Here is a 19,821-nt window from a genome sequence, read left to right as displayed (position 1 = left end):
GACAGTAGATCGAAACAAAGGCTTATAAAAAGAAGCACAAATAATTTCAAAAAATAACGCGAAATTTAATCATAATTTCACAATGATTGCAGAGTTTTTCGCAACCGAAATAAAAATAGACAGCGAATGCTGTCTATTTTATAGAAAAAATGCGGTCGTTTATGGATTACGACCCATCACGCCACGAATGGTATTCATGATATCTGCAGGTAACACAACTGTTTTGGCATTATTCGATTTCGCCATATCTTGCATGGCTTTAACATACTGTTCACCGAGCAAGTAGGCGACAGGAATTTCTTTATCACCGACCGCAGAAGTAATCATTTCAATAGCACGTTGTGATGATTCAGCCAAGACCACTTGCGCTTCAGCATCACGACGCGAAGCTTCCAGGCGGCCATCTGCTTCTAAAATAGCGGCCTGTTTTTCACCATCGGCCTTGGTTACGGTGGCACGGCGCTGACGTTCAGCCGCTGCTTGCGCTTCCATTGCGGATTGCATGGTGGCTGAAGGTTGAATATCTTGAATTTCAACAGTCTTTAGGGTAATACCCCAATCAGAAATATCATCAGAAATGGCCGCTTTAAGTTTGGCCTTAATGTGATCCCGTGAAGACAAAGCATCATCCAGATCCATTTCGCCGACAATTGAACGCAGTGAAGTCTGTACCAGGTTTTGAATCGCCCAAGTATAGTTTTCAATACCATACACCGCTTTTTCCGGGGTGGTGATATTGATATACGCCATGGCATTCATCAGTAAAACCGCATTATCACGGGTAATCACTTCCTGAGAAGGAATATCCATCACGATGTCTTTGGTGGTGACTTTATACGCAACTTCATCGACATAAGGAATCACAAAATTCAGACCCGGTGTTAGCGTGGTATGGTATTTACCCAGACGTTGTACAATCCATTTATACCCTTGGGGAACAATGCGCACCCCTTTAAAAATGGTGACACCTGCAAAAACCAGGAGGGCTAAAACAATAATAGATCCACCAGACATGTTATTTCCTCACTTTATATATTTTCATGATGTGAATGGTGTGGCTTGACCACGAGATCATTGCCTAGAATATCGACCACGCGAACCCGATCGCCCACCTGAACTGGTGCTAAGGTACGGCAGTTCCATTCATCAGAGCCCAAAACCGGCATGGGGAAACGGACTGTAATCAGGTCATGTTGCATATGGGTTTGAATGACCATACCGACCTGACCAATAGTCGCCTCACGAGATAAACCGGCTTTAGTTTTATCGATTGAAAGCGGTTTAATAAATTTAAACCAAAGTAATGTGCACAGTATGGATAAAATAATCCAGGTGACGATTTGAGTGGTGAAGCCCATCATCGGGAACATCCACAGTAAAACCCCCACCATGATGGCTGCGAGACCAAACCATAGTGCAGCAAAAGCGGGGATTACCAATTCAGAAAGAATGAGCAAAATACCCAATACAAACCAATGCCAAGGTTCGAAAGCAAATTCCATACATCTACTCGTGTATTGTTAAAATTGATATAGATCACCAAGTGTCTATATCAATTTAGCAGATGAGTAAGTCTTTGAATATTAAAAAAGCATCTTTTTTAAATTTTGGCTTTTGGTGCAGCTTTGAACGCGGCTGGAGACTTTTTAAAATCGGTAATGGCTTTGTCAATCGCGATGATTTTCAGTTGGGTGGCTTTTTCACCTTCCAGAATCGACTGATTACTGGCTTTTAAATCCAGCGTGCCTAAATGTCCCACTTTAGGCTGAATTACTACAGTGGCTTGACTGAGTTCTTCATTAATACTTTGCTGTCCCATAATATTAATGGTTTGATCGAGCAAGCCCCACATGTTCAGGGGTTTACCGCCGACTGGGCGTGCAGAAATATCCACTGCAATAACAATATCTGCGCCCATATCCTTGGCTGTTTTCACTGGAATCGGACTGACTAAACCGCCATCGACATATTGTTTCCCACCAATCGTTGCAGGTACAAAGACATTCGGAATACTGCATGAGGCACGAACCGCCTGACCTGCATTGCCTTTAATAAACTCAGCTTTACGACCGGTGTCGAGGCGTGTTGCAACAGCAGCGAAACGAATCGGAAATTGTTCAATCGGTTTGTTGGCAATGTGCTTGTTGACATAGTTCTGCAATTTTTGACCTTGCACCACGCCTTGACTGTTTAAGGTTAAATCACGAATGTCAGATTCTTTAAGGGTCAGTGCAATTTGCTGAAGTTGGTAAGGGGTTTTACCACTGGCATAAATACTGCCAACAAAGCTCCCGGCACTGGTGCCTGTGACAATTTTCGGTTTAATGCCATGTGATTCTAAAACTTTCAATACCCCGATATGGGCAAAACCTTTGGCTCCACCACCCCCTAGAGCAATCGCAACTACTGGTTCACGTGCTTTTATGGTTGTTGTTTGTGGGGAGGTTTTGGTGGTTTTATCACAGCCAACCAGACTAAACGCAAGCAGACCAATGAAAGAGTATTGCACAAGATTCATAGTTGAAGTTGGACGTTAAATAGACAAAAGTGTGCACATGACAGCAGATAATGCTTAATTTGGCTAGCTATTTTTTATACGATTTTGTAACGGTTTGGCCAACCACTGTGGATTTTTCGGAGAAAATTTTCCCACGTACCGGTTCAGTATCTGTTCTAAATCTTGTTCATAATTGCCAGTCGGTTGAAATACGCCGAGGCAATAAAGGGTTTTATGGTCGTAATCAAAAGAAAACATCACAATCGGGAGCTTGGCACCCACTGCAATACGATAAAAACCGCTTCTAAACGATTCTGCCTGTTTACGCGTTCCTTCAGGCGCCATACCTACCCAGATCTGCTCTTGAGTATCAATGAAGTTGATAATTTGCTGAGTGGTACCTTGTTGAATACTGCGATTGACCGGAATCACGCCAATCCATTCCAGTAAGGGTTTCAGCGGGGTGTTGAATAACGTATGTTTGCCAAAAATGGTAATTTTAATGCCCAGTCCGATCAGGGCTGTAAAACCATGCCAGGCATCTATATTGGATGTATGGGGGGAAATAATAGCGACGGCTTTAGGCAGGTTGGGAAAGTCACCTTCAAAACTCCAGCCTTGGGCAAGAAATAATTTTTTGAAAATATTTCGGCTCAAGCTGCTACTACGAGCAGGCACTTGATCGGGCAATGTTGGGAAATGTGCTGACATAGTCTTATCGGCCTCCCTGACAAAAGTTTATTGCATTTTAATGATGTTAAGCTTTTGTTAAATAAGATTCATTGGCAAAATGTAAACTCCAATTCAGCTTGCTTGATAAAAATAATCAATCCGGTTTTGATCATAAGGGCACACTATGCCGAGTACACGTAACATCTATATCTTGTTGTTCTCTTTATATTGGGCACAAGGTTTACCTGTTGGTTTTATGACCCATGCTTTACCGGTGATTTTACGTGCCCAAGGGGTGTCACTGGCACAGATTGGTGGCTTTGGATTATTGATGTTGCCATGGTCGATTAAGGTTTTTTGGGCGCCGTGGGTCGATCGTTTTGGCTATTCAGCGTTTGGACATTACCGGAGCTGGATTATTCCGACTCAGTTACTCAGTGTGGTCGTACTCATTGGTTTATCATTCCTGCCGATTCAGGCCTTAAATCAGCCCGAATATTTACTGGCTTTTTTTGTGGCTTTACTGAGCATGAATCTGGTCGGTGCGACCCAAGATATTGCCACCGATGGCTTAGCAGTCAATATTCTGAAAAATGAACAGCAGCATTGGGGCAATACTTTTCAGGTAATCGGTTCACGGCTGGGGTTTATTGTCGGTGGTGGCGCGATTTTATGGGCACTGGACTGGCTAGATTGGCAAATCACTTTTTTAGTTTTGGCAGGGCTGGTTCTTCTAAATACATTACCAATTCTGTTTTTTAAAGAACCTGCGCGATTCCAGCATATTCAGCAAGCTACTGATAAAGAATCATTTAGCTGGAGCAAAGTAAAAAGTTATCTGGCTTATTTTTATCAAACCAGCAGTCTGGCTTTATGGTTAGGCGTGCTGATCATTTTTAAAATTGCAGATGGTTTAGCAGGTCCTTTACTGAAACCGTTAATGGTGGATATGGGACTGACATTTTCCCAAATTGGCATTTATGTGACCATGCTGGGAGCATTGGCTGCACTTATGGGGGCAGGATTTGCTGGACTGAGTCTGAAGTACATTTCTCGTGCCAATGCGCTATTGAGTTTTTCTGTATTGAAAATTTTCAGCTTAGGTGCATACACATGGTTAGCATTTCAATATGAGGCACATCAGCTAGTCACGCCGTGGGTTATTTATTTGATTAATGCCGCTGAAGATATGATTTCAGCCATGTTATTGGTGGTGATGCTGACATTGGTAATGCAATACAGTCGCAAACATTTGGCAGGGACAGATTTTACTTTTCAGGTGGCGCTGATGGCGACGGTCAGTGGCGGGCTATATAGCCTAAGTGGAATATTGGGAGATCTTTTAGGTTATGCAGATTATTTAGCCTTCATCACCTTGCTTGCAGTGGTCTGTTTATTGCCTGTTCTTAAATGGAAAGCCAACCAGTAATAATGCAATAAAAGCTTTTTTAATTCAATTGAATATCTATTTAAAATCTAAGGAATAAAAAAGATAACTAAATAAAATCTAAATCATTTTTTTAAATATTTCTAAACAGTAACATCTGTTACAAAATAACTTAGGGGTATTTAAAAATGAAAACCAAAATTGCAGCATCAATTGCTTTAACTCTACTTGCAGGCTCTACATTTGCAGCACCAACCTTCTATGGGGAAATCGATGCTTCTATCGATTATTTACCTGAAGACAATAGATCAGGTTTTTCTGATAAAGATGTCGTTGAAGTAAGTTCAAACAGCTCATTCATTGGTTTAAAAGGTGATGAGAAGCTGACTGATCGCTTAAGCGCCGTGTATGCGATTGAATGGAGTATTAGCGCAGATGGTGATTCTACCGATTTAGGTGTACGTAACCGTTTTGTTGGTTTAAAAGATGCCCAGCTCGGTATTTTAAAAGTGGGTGCACATGATACTCCATTGAAACAACTTTCAAGCTCAGTTGATACCTTTAACAACTACGTAGCCAATAAAGCCGATGTTACTGGCATTATGACCGGTGAAAATCGTATTTCTAATGCAGTCATTTATGAATCTCCAGCAATTGCCTTGCCTACAGGTACAATTAAAGTGAACGCTTTATTGGCTTCTGGTGAAGATTCAGGTATTGCGAAAGGTAATGGCTCATCTAAGACTGCAGGTCGTGGCTTAGGTGATGCATGGTCTGCATCTGTTGTTTATGACAGCCCAGTGATTGTAGCAGGTATTGCTTATGACAAAGCGATTACAAGCAACTTCTTAGGTCGTGGCTTTGTTAATGCTACTGCACCAGAAGTTGCAGGGGGTAGTTTACTTGCCGCTGCAAATACCATTCGTGCAATTGGTCGTGTGAACCTTGATGGTGGTTTAGCGCTTAAAGCGCTATATCAAACTTCTGAAGTAGAAGAAACGAAAAATGCTGATATTTCTCCTACTGATTTAGTGGCTCAGGCAAATTGGCTAGCAGCAATTAGAAATATTGATGATGCTCAAGGCTGGTTGTTGGGTGCTGAATATAATCTTCCTACTGCGAAAGCCTGGACTGTAAAAGCACAATATAGCCAAAATACAACCAGTTTTAAAAATGCAACAGCAGATTTAGAAGCGAAGCAAATTTTTGTTGGTGCAGACTATGCATTTAACAAACAAGTGAAAGCTTATGGTTATGCAGGTTATTTGACCCTTGAACAAGGTTCTAATGAAACCAAACAACCCGTTGTAGGTACAGGTTTGGAATATAAGTTCTAATCAACGGTTACTTTTAGTTAATCAAAAGGCGATGGTTACATCGCCTTTTTTATTATTTTCTTTTATTAAGTGAGTTTTAAGTTTTGTATTTTAGATTAAGATATCAGTAAAAAGATTAGTCAGTAAGCATGTCAAATATAATCAGTCTAATACGCAATAAGATAAAGCCGATTTCATTAAGCCAGTTTAATTTATTGCTGGCGATTTGGTTGGGAGTGGTTCTAAACTTTGCTTTTTTTCAAAAAATACAAAGCTTGACCCCGTATCAAGGTCCTAAAGTCTACTTGTTTTTAATCGCCACTGTATTGGTGATTGTTGCAGCTTATAACTTCATTTTTCAACTGATCCAATGGAAATGGAATGCAAAAATTTTTGCCTATGTATTAATTTTCATTGGCGGTTTTACTGCATATTTTGTGAATAGTCTGGGAGTGGTGATTTCACCTGAACAAGTTCAGAATATGATGCAAACTGATACGCGTGAAGTCCGGGGCTTATTGTCTTTACGCTTTGTTTTATGGACATTGGCCTTTGTGATTTGCCCGCTCATTTTGGTTGCTTTGGTTCGTATCAAGCCTGAATTTTTCTTATCGAAAGTCACTAAAAAATTCATTAATAGCAGCATTTCATTGTTATTGGTGGGGGGATTGTTATTTCTCTTTTATGTGGATTATGCCGCGATCTTTCGTGAACATCGTTATTTAAAAGGCATGATTTCTCCACAAAATACCATCGCATCGACACTCTCTTATTATCATAAATCTAAACCCGCACAGAATTTGCCTTTAGTCACTTATGGTGAAGATGCCCATTTGCTTCAGCCCGCGGCTAAGCAAAATAAACCAAAATTGATGGTATTGGTGGTGGGTGAAACAGCTCGGGCAGAAAGTTTTTCTTTAAATGGCTATGCCAAAAATACCAATCCTGAACTCTCTAAACTGGATATTATTAATTTTAATCAGGTGAGTTCATGTGGTACGGCAACAGCCGTTTCAGTACCGTGTATGTTCTCTGGAATGCCACGTTCAGATTATGATGAACAGTTGGCCAGTCACCGTGAGGGAATGCTCGATATTGCACAGCGAGCAGGTTATAAAGTGACCTGGATTGACAATAATTCTGGCTGTAAAGGCACCTGTAACCGGGTGGAGCAGTATCAAATTCCACAACAGTTAAAAGATAAATGGTGTGCGAAAGATGGTGATTGTTACGATGAAATTTTGGTGGATAGTTTAAAAACCTATCTTGCGGCTATTCCTGAAAATGACAAAACCCCGCGTTTAATTGTGCTCCATCAAATGGGCAGTCATGGACCGGCTTATTATCAGCGTGCAACTACTGCATTCCAACCGTTTAAACCCAGCTGTGATAGCAATGCGATTCAAGGCTGTAGCAGCACAGAATTATTGAATAGTTATGATAATTCGATTGTATATACCGACCATGTTTTAAGCTCGCTTATTCAGGTATTAAAAGGCAATACCAGCTATCAAACTGGATTCTGGTATTTATCCGATCATGGTGAATCGACAGGGGAACATGGTTTATATTTACATGGTTCACCGTATGCGATTGCGCCAAGCCAACAAACTCATATTCCAATGTTGATGTGGTTTTCACCGGAATGGACTCAACACAATTCTGCACAAATCACTTGCTTAGCAAAGCAAAAAAGCAAAGAATTAAGCCAAGATAACTTGTTCCCAAGTCTATTAAGTCTGCTAGATGTTAAAACCCAAGTTATTGATGAACAAAAAAATATGTTGCAGCAGTGTGAATCAAAAAAGAAAGCGTGAGTTTAAAGCATGACTAAAATATTAATGATTGAAGATGATTTTATGATTGCTGAATCAAGCATGACTTTGTTGAAATATCAGCAATTTGATGTGGAGTGGGTCAATAATGGGATTGATGGTTTAAAAAAACTGACCCAAGAAAAATTTGATATTGTCTTGCTCGACCTTGGTTTACCGATGATGGATGGCATGCAGGTGTTGAAACAAATTCGTCAGCAATGGTCAAATTTACCTGTTCTGATTATTTCCGCACGTGATCAATTACAAAACCGTGTCGATGGCTTGAACAGTGGGGCCGATGACTATTTGATCAAGCCCTATGAGTTTGATGAATTGGTGGCGCGCATTCATGCTTTGTTACGCCGTAGCGGTGCAGAATTAGCCCTTCAAGACAGCCCAGAAATCCTTCGTTATGGCGATTTGGTTCTGGATGTGGAGCAGCATATTGCCAAGTTTAAGGGACAATATATCGACATTTCTAATCGTGAATGGGCTATTTTGATTCCTTTAGTCAGTCATCCGAACAAGATTTTTTCTAAAGCCAATTTAGAAGATAAATTGTATGATCTGGATAGCGAAGTGAGCAGTAATACCATTGAGGTCTATGTGCATCATTTACGTGCCAAACTGGGTAAAGATTTCATTCGCACCATTCGCGGGTTAGGCTATCGACTCGGATAACTATAAGGTCAGCAACTGGTGCAATCACAGTATTCATTAAAAAAACGCCTGATCATTTATATTTCTGTTTTTAGTATTGCCTTGGGCTGCTTGCTGATTTTTTCTGCTTATCGGATTGCACTGGAAGAAATTAATGAAGTTTTAGATGCGCAGATGCAAAATTTGGCAGAACGCGTCGCTATGCATGATCCTGAACCGGTTAAAAGCCAGTTTGATCCATCCAAGCATTATCATGAACAAGATTTATTTGTTGATGTCTGGGCTTATGCCAATCAAGATCATAAAACGCATGATTTAGATTTGTTGATCCATCCTGTTCATAAAGCAGGATTTTATACCCACAAAACCGCACAGGACATTTGGCATACTTATGTTTTACCTTTAGAGCATTATCAGGTTCAGGTTAGCCAGCAGCAATCGACTCGGCAGCGTTTGGCATTAGAGCTTGCTGGTAGTATGTTTATTCCTTATCTGCTGTTTATGCCTGTTGTGATTTGGGGGTTAAGCTGGATTATTAGCCGCAGTTTACAGCCACTGGATGATTTTAAAGCTGAATTGGCGCAACGCGATTCAGATGAATTAAGTGCCATCCAACTCAGTGATTATCCTGTAGAAATTGTTCCAACCATTACTGAAATGAATCATTTGTTTGAGCGTATTTCACATTCGCAACAGGAACAGCGACAATTTATTGCCGATGCCGCACATGAATTACGCACGCCCATCACTGCATTAAATTTACAAATGCAAATTCTGTTAAAACAATTTCCAGAAGATCACAATTTACAGAATTTGAGTAAGGGATTAATCCGGATTCAACATCTGGTCAGCCAGTTACTCAATCTGGCTAAACAAGATGCTTCAATTTTGAATGTGGAAACTAAACAGCAGTTTTTACTCAATCAGGTGGCAGCCAATTGCGTTGAACAGTTGATTCATTTAGCTATGCAAAAAGAAATTGATTTGGGCATGGAGCGACAAGAAGATGTACTGCTGAATAGCCAAGAATCAGCCGTTCATTCCATTATTTTTAATCTGATTGATAACGCGATTAAATACACACCGAATCAGGGGGTGATTAATGTTTCTGTATTTGAACAAAATGGTTTTGCCATGGTTCAAGTTGAAGATAGTGGACCGGGGATTGCCCCCGAGTTACACCAGCAGATTTTGAAACGTTTTTATCGTATTCATCATCATTTAGAAATAGGCAGCGGTTTGGGACTTTCTATTGTTGATAAAGCCACGGAACGATTGGGTGGCAGCATCTCTTTTTCAAGGAGTGAAAGTCTGGGCGGTTTACAGGTGAATGTGCAATTGCCATTGGTTAAGCAAATTTAAAACTCCATCATTCTGGAGAAGATGGAGTAATAGGAAAACGCTTGTAGTTAAATAAATAAAAAACCACATTGACCAGCCAGATAATCCATGCTGTCCACAGGTTATGACTGAGAAAATGCGCTCCACGCATCATCTGTGCCCAACCCATGGCAAACCCTAAAATACAGCCCGAGATTAGAAAAAAGTAGGCGCGCTTTTTATCAGATTGGCGAAACACAGCATAGCCTGCCATGAGCGCAAAGCCGGTTGAGGCATGACCACCCGGGAAACAATGTCCTTTGCTGGCGGAAAAATCCCAAAAGAAGCCTTGAGAGGTGGGAATCGTGATATTCCAGGGGCAGGCGTGGGCAGATTGAGATTTTAACAATCCAATGATCGAGGTCGAGAGAATGACCATGCAAAAGAAATAGCCATAGGTCCAGCGTAACGGTTTTAATTTTTCAACTTTAAACGAAGCCAGCCAGATAATAAAAAAACTGATATAGACCAAAATGATCAGATCTTTCACATAACGGTGATTCAGCTCGGCTAGATACCAGTTATCACGCAATAAAAATTTCCCCGATTCACTCACCCACGGATGAATCAGGGCAAGATCCAGTGATCCACCGATAGGAAAGAATATCCAGAGCATGCAAAAACTGATGACCAAGAAGCAGCCTTGGTAGAGGAGGAAGCGTTGCTTGTCGTGCATAAAAAAGATCGATTGATTTTATTTCAGCGATTACACCAAGCAAAACTTAATTTAGACTTAAGCTATGGCTGAATAGGGGGCTAAATCCCTAGAAAATTGAGTGAGGGTGCAAAATAATTTTGTGCTGTATCGTGATAAGCATATGCAAGAAACAGCATAATCATTCAGGTCTTCAATGCTACATTAGCCCACAAGATCTGTGAGGTATTAATATGACGATTCGTGCGGTTTTATTTGATCTGGATAATACCTTAACCCATCGTGATCAAAGTATTTTGGCATATAGCCAACATCTGGCTCGTACATATCAGTATCACTTACTGCATGCTGAAATAAGCCAGATTCAGTTGATTATCCGCCGTATTGATAATGGTGGCTACCCTAAAAAAGAGCTGTTAACCCATCCGAGTATTGCGGCTTCCGTAGCTTATGCTTTACAGCAAGAACTGACGTGGAAAAACTTACCTGACTTGGAAGAGTTATCACAATTCTGGTTTCAGCAATTTGGATTGTCTGCTGTTGCCATGCCAGGTGCGAATCATCTGTTGTCCGATCTAAAACAGCAGGGTTATAAACTGGCAGTAGTTTCCAATGGTGGACATGCCACGCGTTTAACCATTTTGCAAGGCTTGGGTTTTAGCCATTATTTTGACGAAATTGTCAGTTCTGAATTGGTCGGGATGAGTAAACCGAATCCTGAAATTTTTCTTCATACCAGCCGTCAATTGGCTGTTGAGTCGCAACATTGTCTTTTTATTGGTGATCATCCAGTGAATGATATACAAGGCGCAACCCAAGCGGGTATGAATGCTCTGTGGCTGCAAGGTTTTCATGAGGTTGAAGATCATCAGCCGATGAATACGATTCAAAATTTAGCTGAAATTAAGCAATATTTATAAGGTTGATTATTACTTATCTATTCTTAGAAATAGAAGTGACATCTATATAGATAAAAAAAGCGACTCTTTCGAGTCGCGCTGAAAATCGTAATTAAGTTTAAAGATCAGGTTTAAGAATCAGGTTTAAAATTTAAGCTTTAAAACATGGTGTCTTCTGAATTAGCAGAAATTTTATGAATAGACAAATCCGCACCACGAAATTCATCTTCTTGGGATAAGCGGATGCCCATGGTGATTTTGAGTGCACCGTAAACCAGAAAGCCGCCAGTAAGTGCAATCGAGATTGCGAGGAGTGTACCAATGATTTGCGAAATCATGGAAACATTGCCCAGGCCACCTAACCATTGTTGTCCGAAAACACCCACGGCCAAGCCACCAAATGTTCCACATACGCCATGCAATGGCCAAACGCCCAAGACGTCATCGACTTTAAGTTTATTTTGGGTATAGGTAAAGAGTTTCACGAAGATCACGCCTGCAACTGCTCCAATTATAAGCGCTCCAACCGGATGCACCACATCAGAACCTGCACAAATCGCCACCAAACCTGCCAAAGGACCATTGTGTAAAAAGCCGGGGTCATTTTTGCCCATGAAGTTGGCAGCAATGGTTCCACCGACCATCGCCATGAGTGAGTTAATCGCAACCAGACCTGAAATAGCGTCTAAACGTTGCGCGCTCATCACATTAAAACCAAACCAGCCCACGATTAAGATCCATGAACCCAAAGCCAGAAAAGGAATGGAAGAGGGTGGATGTGCACTTACTCGGCCATCTTTTTTATAACGGCCATAACGCGCACCAAGTAAAAGCACCGCCACTAAAGCCATCCATCCGCCCATGGCATGCACCACCACAGAACCGGCAAAGTCATGGAAACTTGCACCAAATGTACTTGCTAACCATTTTTGCAATCCCAAATTGCCATTCCAGGCAATGCCTTCAAAAAAAGGATAGATTAAGGCGACCAATAATAAGGTGGCAATCGCTTGTGAACGCATTTTGGCACGTTCGGCAATACCGCCAGAAATAATGGCAGGAATGGCCGCAGCAAAAGTCAGCAGGAAGAAACAGCGCATCAGGTTATAGCCATGATCCGCAGCTAAGGTTGCGCCAATATGGAAAAAATGTTGTCCATAAGCAATGTAATAGCCCACAAAAAAGTAGGCGATGGCTGAAATGGAAAAATCAGTCAGAATTTTGCTCAGTGCATTGACCTGGTTTTTATGTCGTACTGTGCCCAGCTCCAAAAATGCAAAACCTGCATGCATGGCTAAAACTAAAACTGCACCAAGAAGGAGAAAGAGTAAATCTATATTTTGCATATTTTAGCCCCATTTTAGTGCTGTTTTTCACAAAAAGAAGATCAGTATATCGAGGCTTAGGATTTGAGGAAGAGCTTTGAAAAAGGGAAATATTGATAATTCATGCAAAAAAATGCTCAAGACTCGATATAAAGCAAAGCATGATTTTTAGATGCATTTCATGCACCAATTTAAGGCAAGAGATTTAAATTAAAGTATATATAAATATATGATTAGTAAATTAAATTTAGGACTTGTGGTTTTGTCTATTTTTTCGGCTTTTTCTCCGAGCACTGAATAGTGGCAATGTTATTGATCTAAAATATTAAAAATAATTTAAAGATAAAGTAAGCAATGCATTTTGATGAAGCAATTTTAGCTGCTTTTATTAGCAATTATGGTGCTCTTTGAAAAAATTACTCTTATTTGAAATCTGCGAAATCTAAATGAAAGATGAGCAAAATAAAAATAAAGTAGGAGCAACTGAATTTCTTTAAAGCAAACAAGATGAATAATTAATCAATATGGGATACAAAACCTATAACGAAATGGTAGTTTTGGTTTTGCGTTCAAAGTGTTAACTCTAGAAGATAAGTCTTCATTTTATATTATATTTTAGGATTTAATAATGAAGCGGAGTATGCTTGCGTTAATGGCATTGGTTGGGTTTAATTATTCATTTGCAGCAGAAGGTACACAGTTTGATTGGGGTTATGCAAAACAGACTGCACCGGCACAATGGGGCAAGATTAAACCTGAATATCAAGCCTGCGAAGGAGTCAATCAAGCACCGATTAATATTGATCAAACCATATCGGCAAAACTACCGGCTTTAAAATTAAATTACAGTTCAAAAGCGGATACGATTATTAATAATCATCGGACCGTGCAAATTAATTTTGCCGAGGGCAATACCCTAGAATTAGATCATAAACGCTTTCATCTCAAACAATTTCATTTACATAGTCCAAGCGAAAATACCATTAAGGGCAAAAGCTTTGCCATGGAAATGCATTTGGTGCATGCCACTGAACAAGGCGAGTTAGCCGTTATTGCTGTGATGTTTGACGAAGGTCAGGAAAATAAAAAACTGAAAAAACTCTGGAAAGAATTGCCGAAAAAAGCAGGCAATGCCGTACAGTTGAAACATCAAGATTTAGCTGCTGCCTTCTTACCTGAAAAATTAGATTATTATCGTTTTAATGGTTCGCTCACCACGCCACCGTGTTCTGAAGGTGTACGCTGGATTGTACTTAAAGATATTCAACAAGCTTCGAAACAACAAATTCAGGCATTTTCAAGTTTGCTGGAACATCCGAATAACCGGCCGGTACAACCGACCAATGCACGCTTGGTGCTTGAATAATTTTTTCCCCATAAAAAAAAGCAGATCTTATGATCTGCTTTTTAAATACTTTCAGCTTTAATGCAAAATTTTATCCAGGAACTGCTGAGCGCGTTCGCCACGCTTCGTATTAAAGAATTCATCTTTAGTACAATCTTCTACAATTTTGCCCTGATCCATAAAGATCACACGGTTCGCCACCTGACGCGCAAAGCCCATTTCATGCGTGACACACATCATGGTCATACCTTCTTTGGCCAGTCCCACCATCACATCTAAAACTTCGGTAATCATTTCAGGATCAAGTGCGGAGGTTGGTTCATCAAACAGCATGGCAATTGGATCCATACTCAAGGCACGGGCAATGGCAACACGTTGCTGCTGTCCGCCGGAAAGTTGTGCAGGGAATTTATCTGCCTGAGCACTCAGTCCAACTCGCTCTAAATACGCCAAGCCTTTTTTCTTGGCTTCGGCTTCAGAACGTCCCAAAACTTTAATCTGTGCAATGGTCAAGTTCTCGGTAATGGTTAAATGCGGAAACAGTTCAAAATGCTGAAACACCATACCTACACGGCTGCGCAACTGGTTTAAATTGGTTTTTGGGTCTTTAATCGAAATCCCATCGACCACAATGTTTCCTTGCTGGAAGGCTTCCAGCCCATTGACGGTTTTAATCAGGGTGGATTTCCCCGAACCAGAAGGACCACAGACCACCACAACTTCACCTTGGCGAATTTGTGTGCTGCAATCTGTGAGTACCTGAAATTTATCGTACCATTTACTCACGTTCTGAATGTCGATCATCACTTTGTTATCATTCATACGCGTAACCTTCTTTGTAATTTTTTAACCGCATACGTGGCCAAAAGACTAATGGTAAAATACACCAGCCCTGCAAATAAAATGTACTGGGTCAGCAGCGACATTAGGTCACCACGGACATAGTTGGTTCTGAAAAAGTCCAGTAAACCGATGGCATACACCATGGTTGAATCCTGAAATAAAATAATGGTTTGCTGTAGGAGCAGGGGCGTCATTTTACGAAAGGCTTGCGGCAAGATAATGAGACGCATCGATTGCCCATAACTCATGCCTAAAGCCGAAGCTGCTGCCGATTGTCCACGTGGAATCGACTGAATGCCGGCACGCACAATTTCAGAAAAGTAGGCAGCTTCAAATAGCATGAATGCCACAATACTGGATACCAAGGCGGTATCGATGGTCAGGTAATTTCCCGTGACTGCGGTATAAATAAAAGGCACCGCAAAGTAGAACCACATCAACACCAATAGCAAGGGAATGGAGCGAAACAGGTTCACATAGCCTTGTGCAATCCAGTTCAACACTTTAATGGAAGATAAACGCATTAAAGCTAAAATGGTGCCAATCAGAATACCACCCACGGTTGCAATACAGACCACTTTTAAAGTGATACTAAAGCCATGCCATAAGGCAGGACCCGAGAGTTGCAAGTCATTTAAAAATGCAGAGAGCCATTCCATCATTTACCTCCTGCAATTAAACCGGGCACATGTAAGCGTCTTTCCAGCAGAGTCATTGCCGAGATTAAACAGACGTTAATCACAATGAAAATCACGGTCACAATGGTGTAAATCTCGATGGTGTTTTGCGTGTATTCACTGATGGTTTTCATCTGGGAAATAATTTCTGCCACTCCCACCAGTGAAGCAACCGAGGTGTTTTTTACACAGTTGGTCAGCTCTGAACTGAGCGGTGGCAAAATGGTACGAAAAGACTGCGGTAAAATAACGTAGCGATAGAGCTGGGCCGTACTAAAACCCATGGCATAACCGGCATTCACCTGTCCAACCGGCAAGGCTTCAATCCCGGTACGCACCTGTTCACACACCCGTGCAGCGGTAAATAAACCCAAACCGACACTGGCTGAGATCAGCGCTGTAGTATTGGCACCTAGGTCATTGATCCACCAGTCTCGGATGGCTGAGGGCAAAAAATTGGGTACCACATAAAACCAGATAAATAATTGAATCAGCAACGGTACATTACGGAAAATAGTGACATAAGCGGTACCAATCGCGCGTGCAGTTTTGTTCGGTAAAGTCCGCATGATGCCCAGAATACTGCCCAAAACCATGGCAATGCTCCACGCGACCAGGGCAATCACCAACAACCAGCCCAGACCCACTAAAACCCATTGCAAATAGGTACTATCACCGACTCCTGTGGATTGCCACAAAACACTCCAATTCCAACTATAATTCATAGTGACTCCACCGAAGAATCAGGTAAAAATCCACGTTTACCTGACCTTGAAAGTATGTTGTTTTAAAGTTTATTGATCGCGATCGTGCGGTGTAGCAATTAACGCTTTAAGCTGATCTGACATTTTGAAGTTTAGATTAATATTTTTTGGTGGAATCGGTTGCTGGAACCATTTCTCGTACATTTTGTTGATTTCACCGGAACTATAAGTGGCTTTAATCGCATCATCGACCACTTGTTTAAAGCCCGTGTCGCCTTTACGCAGCATACAGCCATAAATTTCGTGAATTGGGGCTGTCCCGACAATTTCCCACTTATTTGGATCAGCGGCTTTGGATTTTTCCCCTGCCAGCAAGATGTCATCCATCATAAATGCTGCAGCACGTCCGTTTTGTAGCATCAAGAATGATTCTGCATGGTCTTTGGCAGAAATAATTTCACCAATCCCGAGTTCCTGCTGATGCTGGCGAATATAACGTTCAGAGGTTGTTCCGGCTGTAGTGACCAGTTTTTTACCTTTCAGATCAGTGAAATCTTTCACCCCTGAATCTTTAGCCGTAAGTAGGCGAGAACCCACTTCAAAGAAGCCCACCGAGAAATCGACTTGTTGCTGACGTTCTTTGTTATTTGTGGTTGAACCACACTCTAAATCGACCGTGCCATTTGAAACCAGCGGAATACGATTTTGACTGGTGACCAGGTTATAGCGAATTTTTAAGTCCGGCATATTCAGTTTTTGTTTAACGGCCTCGACCACTTTTAATTGCAGGTCATGGGCATAACCGACCGGTTGATTTGGATTGTCTGCAATATAAGAGAACGGAATAGAAGAATCGCGATAGCCCAGCACAATGGTGCCGGATTTTTTAATCTTATCCAGCGTGCCAGAGGTAGTTGCATCGCCAGTGGTTTTTTCGCCCGATGCAGGAGCTTTATTGTCGCTACAAGCGCTTAGTCCAAGCATCAGTGCGCTTGCACAAAGTAAAGAGGTCATAGTGCGTTTAGGTGACATATTGAAAACTCCATTTCTATTATTAATCATCATTTGTTTTGGATTTAAACCGATGATTCATTCATCAGCTTGAGATAACAAATGACACTTTTTGTTGCGTTTATTTTTAATCTTGGCTTTCATCTTAATCGAGTTTCTATTCAAGGCTCAAGCAAGATTTTTTACCGTTTTGTTAATGATAAATATTGAGGAAATAACCAGTTTTTAGTCAAAACTCCGTATAACAACTGACTTTAACTACAGCAGGAAGCATGCCAGAGGAAGTTTATAATTGAGACTTGTGACTAAAATTTAAGGTAGCTTAATTTAAACAAAAGATACAACTATTCAGATCACTTGGAAATTTATCTTAACATCTGACTATTAAGCGCTTTGGCCCAACGACAAGATTGGCAACGTGAACATTTCTGATCTGGCTTGAAAATATAATCGACATAACCGCAATGCATGCAGGCATAGTAGGTTTTCGGTTCTACTTGAGTGGTTTGCTGATACTGTTTGGGGAAAAGGGGGAGACCGTAACGAATTTCATCGGGCTTAAACAACAAAATACTAAAGTTACCGTCGGTTTCCAGCAAGCCGGCACGAACCTGACCTAAATGTTCGATGCCTTGCTGACGCATTTCCGCAAAGAATTCATCATGCGACATTTTACCGCGTTTAATCTTGTCCAGAACCAGCATGCCGTCTTCCACAATATAGAGCGACTTTCCTTCGATTAAGTCTTCAAAAGGCTGGTATTTCATCATCAGCCAGGTGGTCAGGCGGTAAAGTGTGATCACAATACTCATGATCAGCAGGGCTTGAATCAGCGGCAGGTCTTCGGTGAACATCGGGTCACCGGCAATGGAACCGAGAGATAAAATAATCGCCAGCTCAAAAATGGAGAGTTGCCGAATACCCCGTTTACCGGTTAAGCGCAGAAAGATCATGATCATGCTAAACATGAGAATTACGCGTATGGTGATTTCTGCGGCAAATGTCCAAGTGGTGTCATGAATAAAGAGAGTTGCCCAATCCATGGATGTCGTTCCTTTCCATTATTCGTTTATTCATCTTTTTATACTATGCCCGAGTAAAGCAGGGCGTATGTTTATAATTCGGTAAAGAACTGCCAGTATTTGAGTAACTTAGTTCATTTAAAATAACCGGTATGACACAATAAAAAATGAATCATCCCATAATTAAATGGGTCCTTTTAACTCTTGCCTCGCTTTAGATTGCTTGCTGTTATCTGTCATTGGGTCAGGAATATTGCTATAGTTTTTCTTTTGCTTTTTTCCTCGCTATGTCTTTCGATTTAAAAACCACTGTTCAGCCAGATGCAGAGCTTTCGCCACAACAAAAAAAGCTGAATCGCCTGATTGAAAAAATTGAACAGCAGAAAATAGACTTGGCAACTTGGGAAAAAGCTCAAGCCGACATTCAACAACATGCACGTAAAACTCTTGTGCCAGTTTATAACGAATTACATACTGTATTGTTTCAGCAGCTTGAACAGTTATGGAAACACTTACATGGCGGTGAATTTTCAAAAGCAGAAGTCGTGAAGCTTGATGAAAAAATCCAAAACCTTGCAGCATACTTAAAAGATTCAAAAGCCTTGTCAGCGCAACAAGCCAATACAGTCGAAGAAATTGATAGCTTTTACCAGCAACATACAGAACATACAAATGCGAAGAAAATCAAGAAAAAGCCCTTCGTTGAAACAGGTTTTGTGTCTGAAAGCGTTGAATCAGGTGAAGACGAAACAGTATTTGATAGCTTCGATGATTGGGACAATACAAAGCATGAACAGCAACGTGAACACGCCAAACTCAAAAAACAGCAAGAGAAACGCGAGCAAGCTCAGAAAATGGCAGAGCAATCTTTAAAAACTGTGTATTTGAAAATTGCGTCGAGTATTCACCCTGACCGTGAGCAAGATGAAAGCAAGAAACTTGAAAAAACGGAAATGCTGCAGCATGCCAATGCCGCTTATGAACAGCAGGATTTGTTCTATTTGCTGAAACTGCAAATCCAGATTGAGCAGAATAGAGGTACTTCACAAAAGGGTTTAAGCGCGGAGCAAGTGAAGTTTTATAAATTAGCTTTAGATGCACAAAGTCAAAAACTTGATGATCGAATAAATGACATTATTGATTCACTGGTTTGGTCAGAGAATGCCAAAATTGCAGTGAAAAAGTCCAAAGGGAAGGTTCAAATTTCTGACTTATATAAGCAAATTGATGCAGATACTTCATCTTTAAAGCAGCAGGTAAAATGGGAAAAAGAACGGCTTAAATATATGAGTCGAGTGAAAGGGTTGGAGATGTTATTGGAGAATGGGGCACTTTAGTTCCCCCCCTTGTGAAGTAATGCTTCTCATCCCATAGGGAAAGGGAGCAGTACGTGATTTTATGCCATCATAAATTTAAAAATGGATGTTCCCTCACTGCTGTCCCATAGTTTGATTTAAATAAAAAAACCTGAGTCCGAACAGTTAAAATATGAGTGCAAACAAACACTTTAACGACCAGGATTCAGGTTTTGTCACATCAGAATACCGTATTTCATCAGTTAATTAAACCAGTCTTACGACAAGATTTTGAACGGCTTGCTAAACAACATCA

General features: G+C 40.9%; 20 protein-coding genes. 9 read left to right on the top strand and 11 right to left on the bottom strand.

What is annotated here, in order from left to right; translation table 11 throughout:
- Positions 1-159 precede the first annotated feature (159 nt).
- From E0409_RS10975 to E0409_RS10960, 4 genes are all read right to left on the bottom strand, one after another.
- Entirely contained in the window at positions 160-1,014 is an 855-nt protein-coding gene (locus tag E0409_RS10975; protein WP_131290829.1) for an SPFH domain-containing protein, read from the bottom strand.
- 14 nt (positions 1,015-1,028) lie between these two features.
- Positions 1,029-1,502, bottom strand: a complete 474-nt coding sequence (locus tag E0409_RS10970) for an NfeD family protein (protein ID WP_131290826.1) — start codon at positions 1,500-1,502, stop codon at positions 1,029-1,031.
- Positions 1,503-1,600: 98 nt separating this feature from the next.
- Positions 1,601-2,518: a patatin-like phospholipase family protein gene (locus E0409_RS10965; protein ID WP_131290823.1), complete on the bottom strand. Its 918-nt coding sequence runs from the start codon at positions 2,516-2,518 to the stop codon at positions 1,601-1,603.
- A 63-nt stretch (positions 2,519-2,581) separates the two neighbouring features.
- Positions 2,582-3,208 (bottom strand): 1-acyl-sn-glycerol-3-phosphate acyltransferase, encoded by a 627-nt coding sequence (locus tag E0409_RS10960; protein WP_131290820.1) that lies wholly within the window; start codon positions 3,206-3,208, stop codon positions 2,582-2,584.
- 145 nt (positions 3,209-3,353) lie between these two features.
- On the opposite strand from E0409_RS10960, the gene E0409_RS10955 reads away from it, so the two are divergent.
- From E0409_RS10955 to E0409_RS10935, 5 genes are all read left to right on the top strand, one after another.
- Entirely contained in the window at positions 3,354-4,598 is a 1,245-nt protein-coding gene (locus E0409_RS10955) for an MFS transporter (protein WP_131290817.1), read from the top strand.
- 146 nt (positions 4,599-4,744) lie between these two features.
- A complete protein-coding gene (locus E0409_RS10950) occupies positions 4,745-5,893 on the top strand; it encodes a porin (protein WP_131290815.1) in 1,149 nt (382 codons plus the stop codon).
- 128 nt (positions 5,894-6,021) lie between these two features.
- Positions 6,022-7,689 carry a phosphoethanolamine transferase gene (locus E0409_RS10945; RefSeq protein ID WP_131290811.1) on the top strand — a complete coding sequence of 556 codons (1,668 nt, stop codon included), beginning with the start codon at positions 6,022-6,024 and terminating at the stop codon, positions 7,687-7,689.
- A 9-nt stretch (positions 7,690-7,698) separates the two neighbouring features.
- Positions 7,699-8,370, top strand: coding sequence for a response regulator transcription factor (locus E0409_RS10940; RefSeq protein WP_131290808.1), 672 nt, complete (start codon positions 7,699-7,701; stop codon positions 8,368-8,370).
- Between the two features lie 18 nt (positions 8,371-8,388).
- On the top strand, positions 8,389-9,711 hold the full coding sequence (locus E0409_RS10935; RefSeq protein WP_131290805.1) for an ATP-binding protein: 1,323 nt from the start codon (positions 8,389-8,391) through the stop codon (positions 9,709-9,711).
- Between the two features lie 7 nt (positions 9,712-9,718).
- Here the strand turns inward: E0409_RS10935 and E0409_RS10930 are convergent, their stop codons facing one another.
- Complete coding sequence (locus tag E0409_RS10930; RefSeq protein ID WP_131290802.1) at positions 9,719-10,405, bottom strand: phosphatase PAP2 family protein; 687 nt, start codon at positions 10,403-10,405, stop codon at positions 9,719-9,721.
- A gap of 212 nt (positions 10,406-10,617) precedes the next feature.
- Between E0409_RS10930 and E0409_RS10925 the strand changes: the two genes are divergently transcribed.
- The gene (locus tag E0409_RS10925) at positions 10,618-11,304 is read left to right on the top strand and encodes an HAD family hydrolase (protein WP_131290799.1); all 687 of its coding nucleotides are present in this window, start codon (positions 10,618-10,620) and stop codon (positions 11,302-11,304) included.
- 137 nt (positions 11,305-11,441) lie between these two features.
- On the opposite strand, the gene E0409_RS10920 is transcribed toward E0409_RS10925, so the two are convergent.
- A complete protein-coding gene (locus E0409_RS10920) occupies positions 11,442-12,629 on the bottom strand; it encodes an ammonium transporter (protein WP_131290796.1) in 1,188 nt (395 codons plus the stop codon).
- Positions 12,630-13,236: 607 nt separating this feature from the next.
- On the opposite strand from E0409_RS10920, the gene E0409_RS10915 reads away from it, so the two are divergent.
- Positions 13,237-13,974, top strand: a complete 738-nt coding sequence (locus E0409_RS10915) for a carbonic anhydrase (protein WP_131290793.1) — start codon at positions 13,237-13,239, stop codon at positions 13,972-13,974.
- Positions 13,975-14,031: 57 nt separating this feature from the next.
- Here E0409_RS10915 and E0409_RS10910 read toward each other — a convergent pair whose 3' ends face one another.
- From E0409_RS10910 to E0409_RS10890, 5 genes are all read right to left on the bottom strand, one after another.
- Positions 14,032-14,757, bottom strand: a complete 726-nt coding sequence (locus E0409_RS10910; protein ID WP_171458806.1) for an amino acid ABC transporter ATP-binding protein — start codon at positions 14,755-14,757, stop codon at positions 14,032-14,034.
- A 14-nt stretch (positions 14,758-14,771) separates the two neighbouring features.
- A complete protein-coding gene (locus E0409_RS10905; protein ID WP_131290890.1) occupies positions 14,772-15,455 on the bottom strand; it encodes an ABC transporter permease subunit in 684 nt (227 codons plus the stop codon).
- Positions 15,455-16,198: an amino acid ABC transporter permease gene (locus tag E0409_RS10900; RefSeq protein WP_131290787.1), complete on the bottom strand. Its 744-nt coding sequence runs from the start codon at positions 16,196-16,198 to the stop codon at positions 15,455-15,457. The genes E0409_RS10905 and E0409_RS10900 overlap by 1 nt, the downstream gene beginning before the upstream one ends.
- Before the next feature lie 69 nt (positions 16,199-16,267).
- Positions 16,268-17,209, bottom strand: coding sequence for a transporter substrate-binding domain-containing protein (locus tag E0409_RS10895; protein ID WP_131290784.1), 942 nt, complete (start codon positions 17,207-17,209; stop codon positions 16,268-16,270).
- A gap of 344 nt (positions 17,210-17,553) precedes the next feature.
- Positions 17,554-18,231: a DUF421 domain-containing protein gene (locus E0409_RS10890; RefSeq protein ID WP_131290782.1), complete on the bottom strand. Its 678-nt coding sequence runs from the start codon at positions 18,229-18,231 to the stop codon at positions 17,554-17,556.
- A 266-nt stretch (positions 18,232-18,497) separates the two neighbouring features.
- On the opposite strand from E0409_RS10890, the gene E0409_RS10885 reads away from it, so the two are divergent.
- Together E0409_RS10885 and E0409_RS17070 are read left to right on the top strand one after the other, a co-directional pair.
- A complete protein-coding gene (locus tag E0409_RS10885; protein ID WP_131290779.1) occupies positions 18,498-19,547 on the top strand; it encodes a molecular chaperone DnaJ in 1,050 nt (349 codons plus the stop codon).
- A gap of 191 nt (positions 19,548-19,738) precedes the next feature.
- On the top strand, positions 19,739-19,821 hold an 83-nt coding region (locus tag E0409_RS17070), incomplete at its 3' end, for a DUF4372 domain-containing protein (RefSeq protein ID WP_502699825.1).

The organism is Acinetobacter sp. ANC 4862, assembly GCF_004336635.1.
Taxonomy (GTDB): Bacteria; Pseudomonadota; Gammaproteobacteria; order Pseudomonadales; family Moraxellaceae; genus Acinetobacter.
Note: the sequence above shows the minus strand (reverse complement) of the source record. Positions and strands in the feature narration are given on the sequence as shown.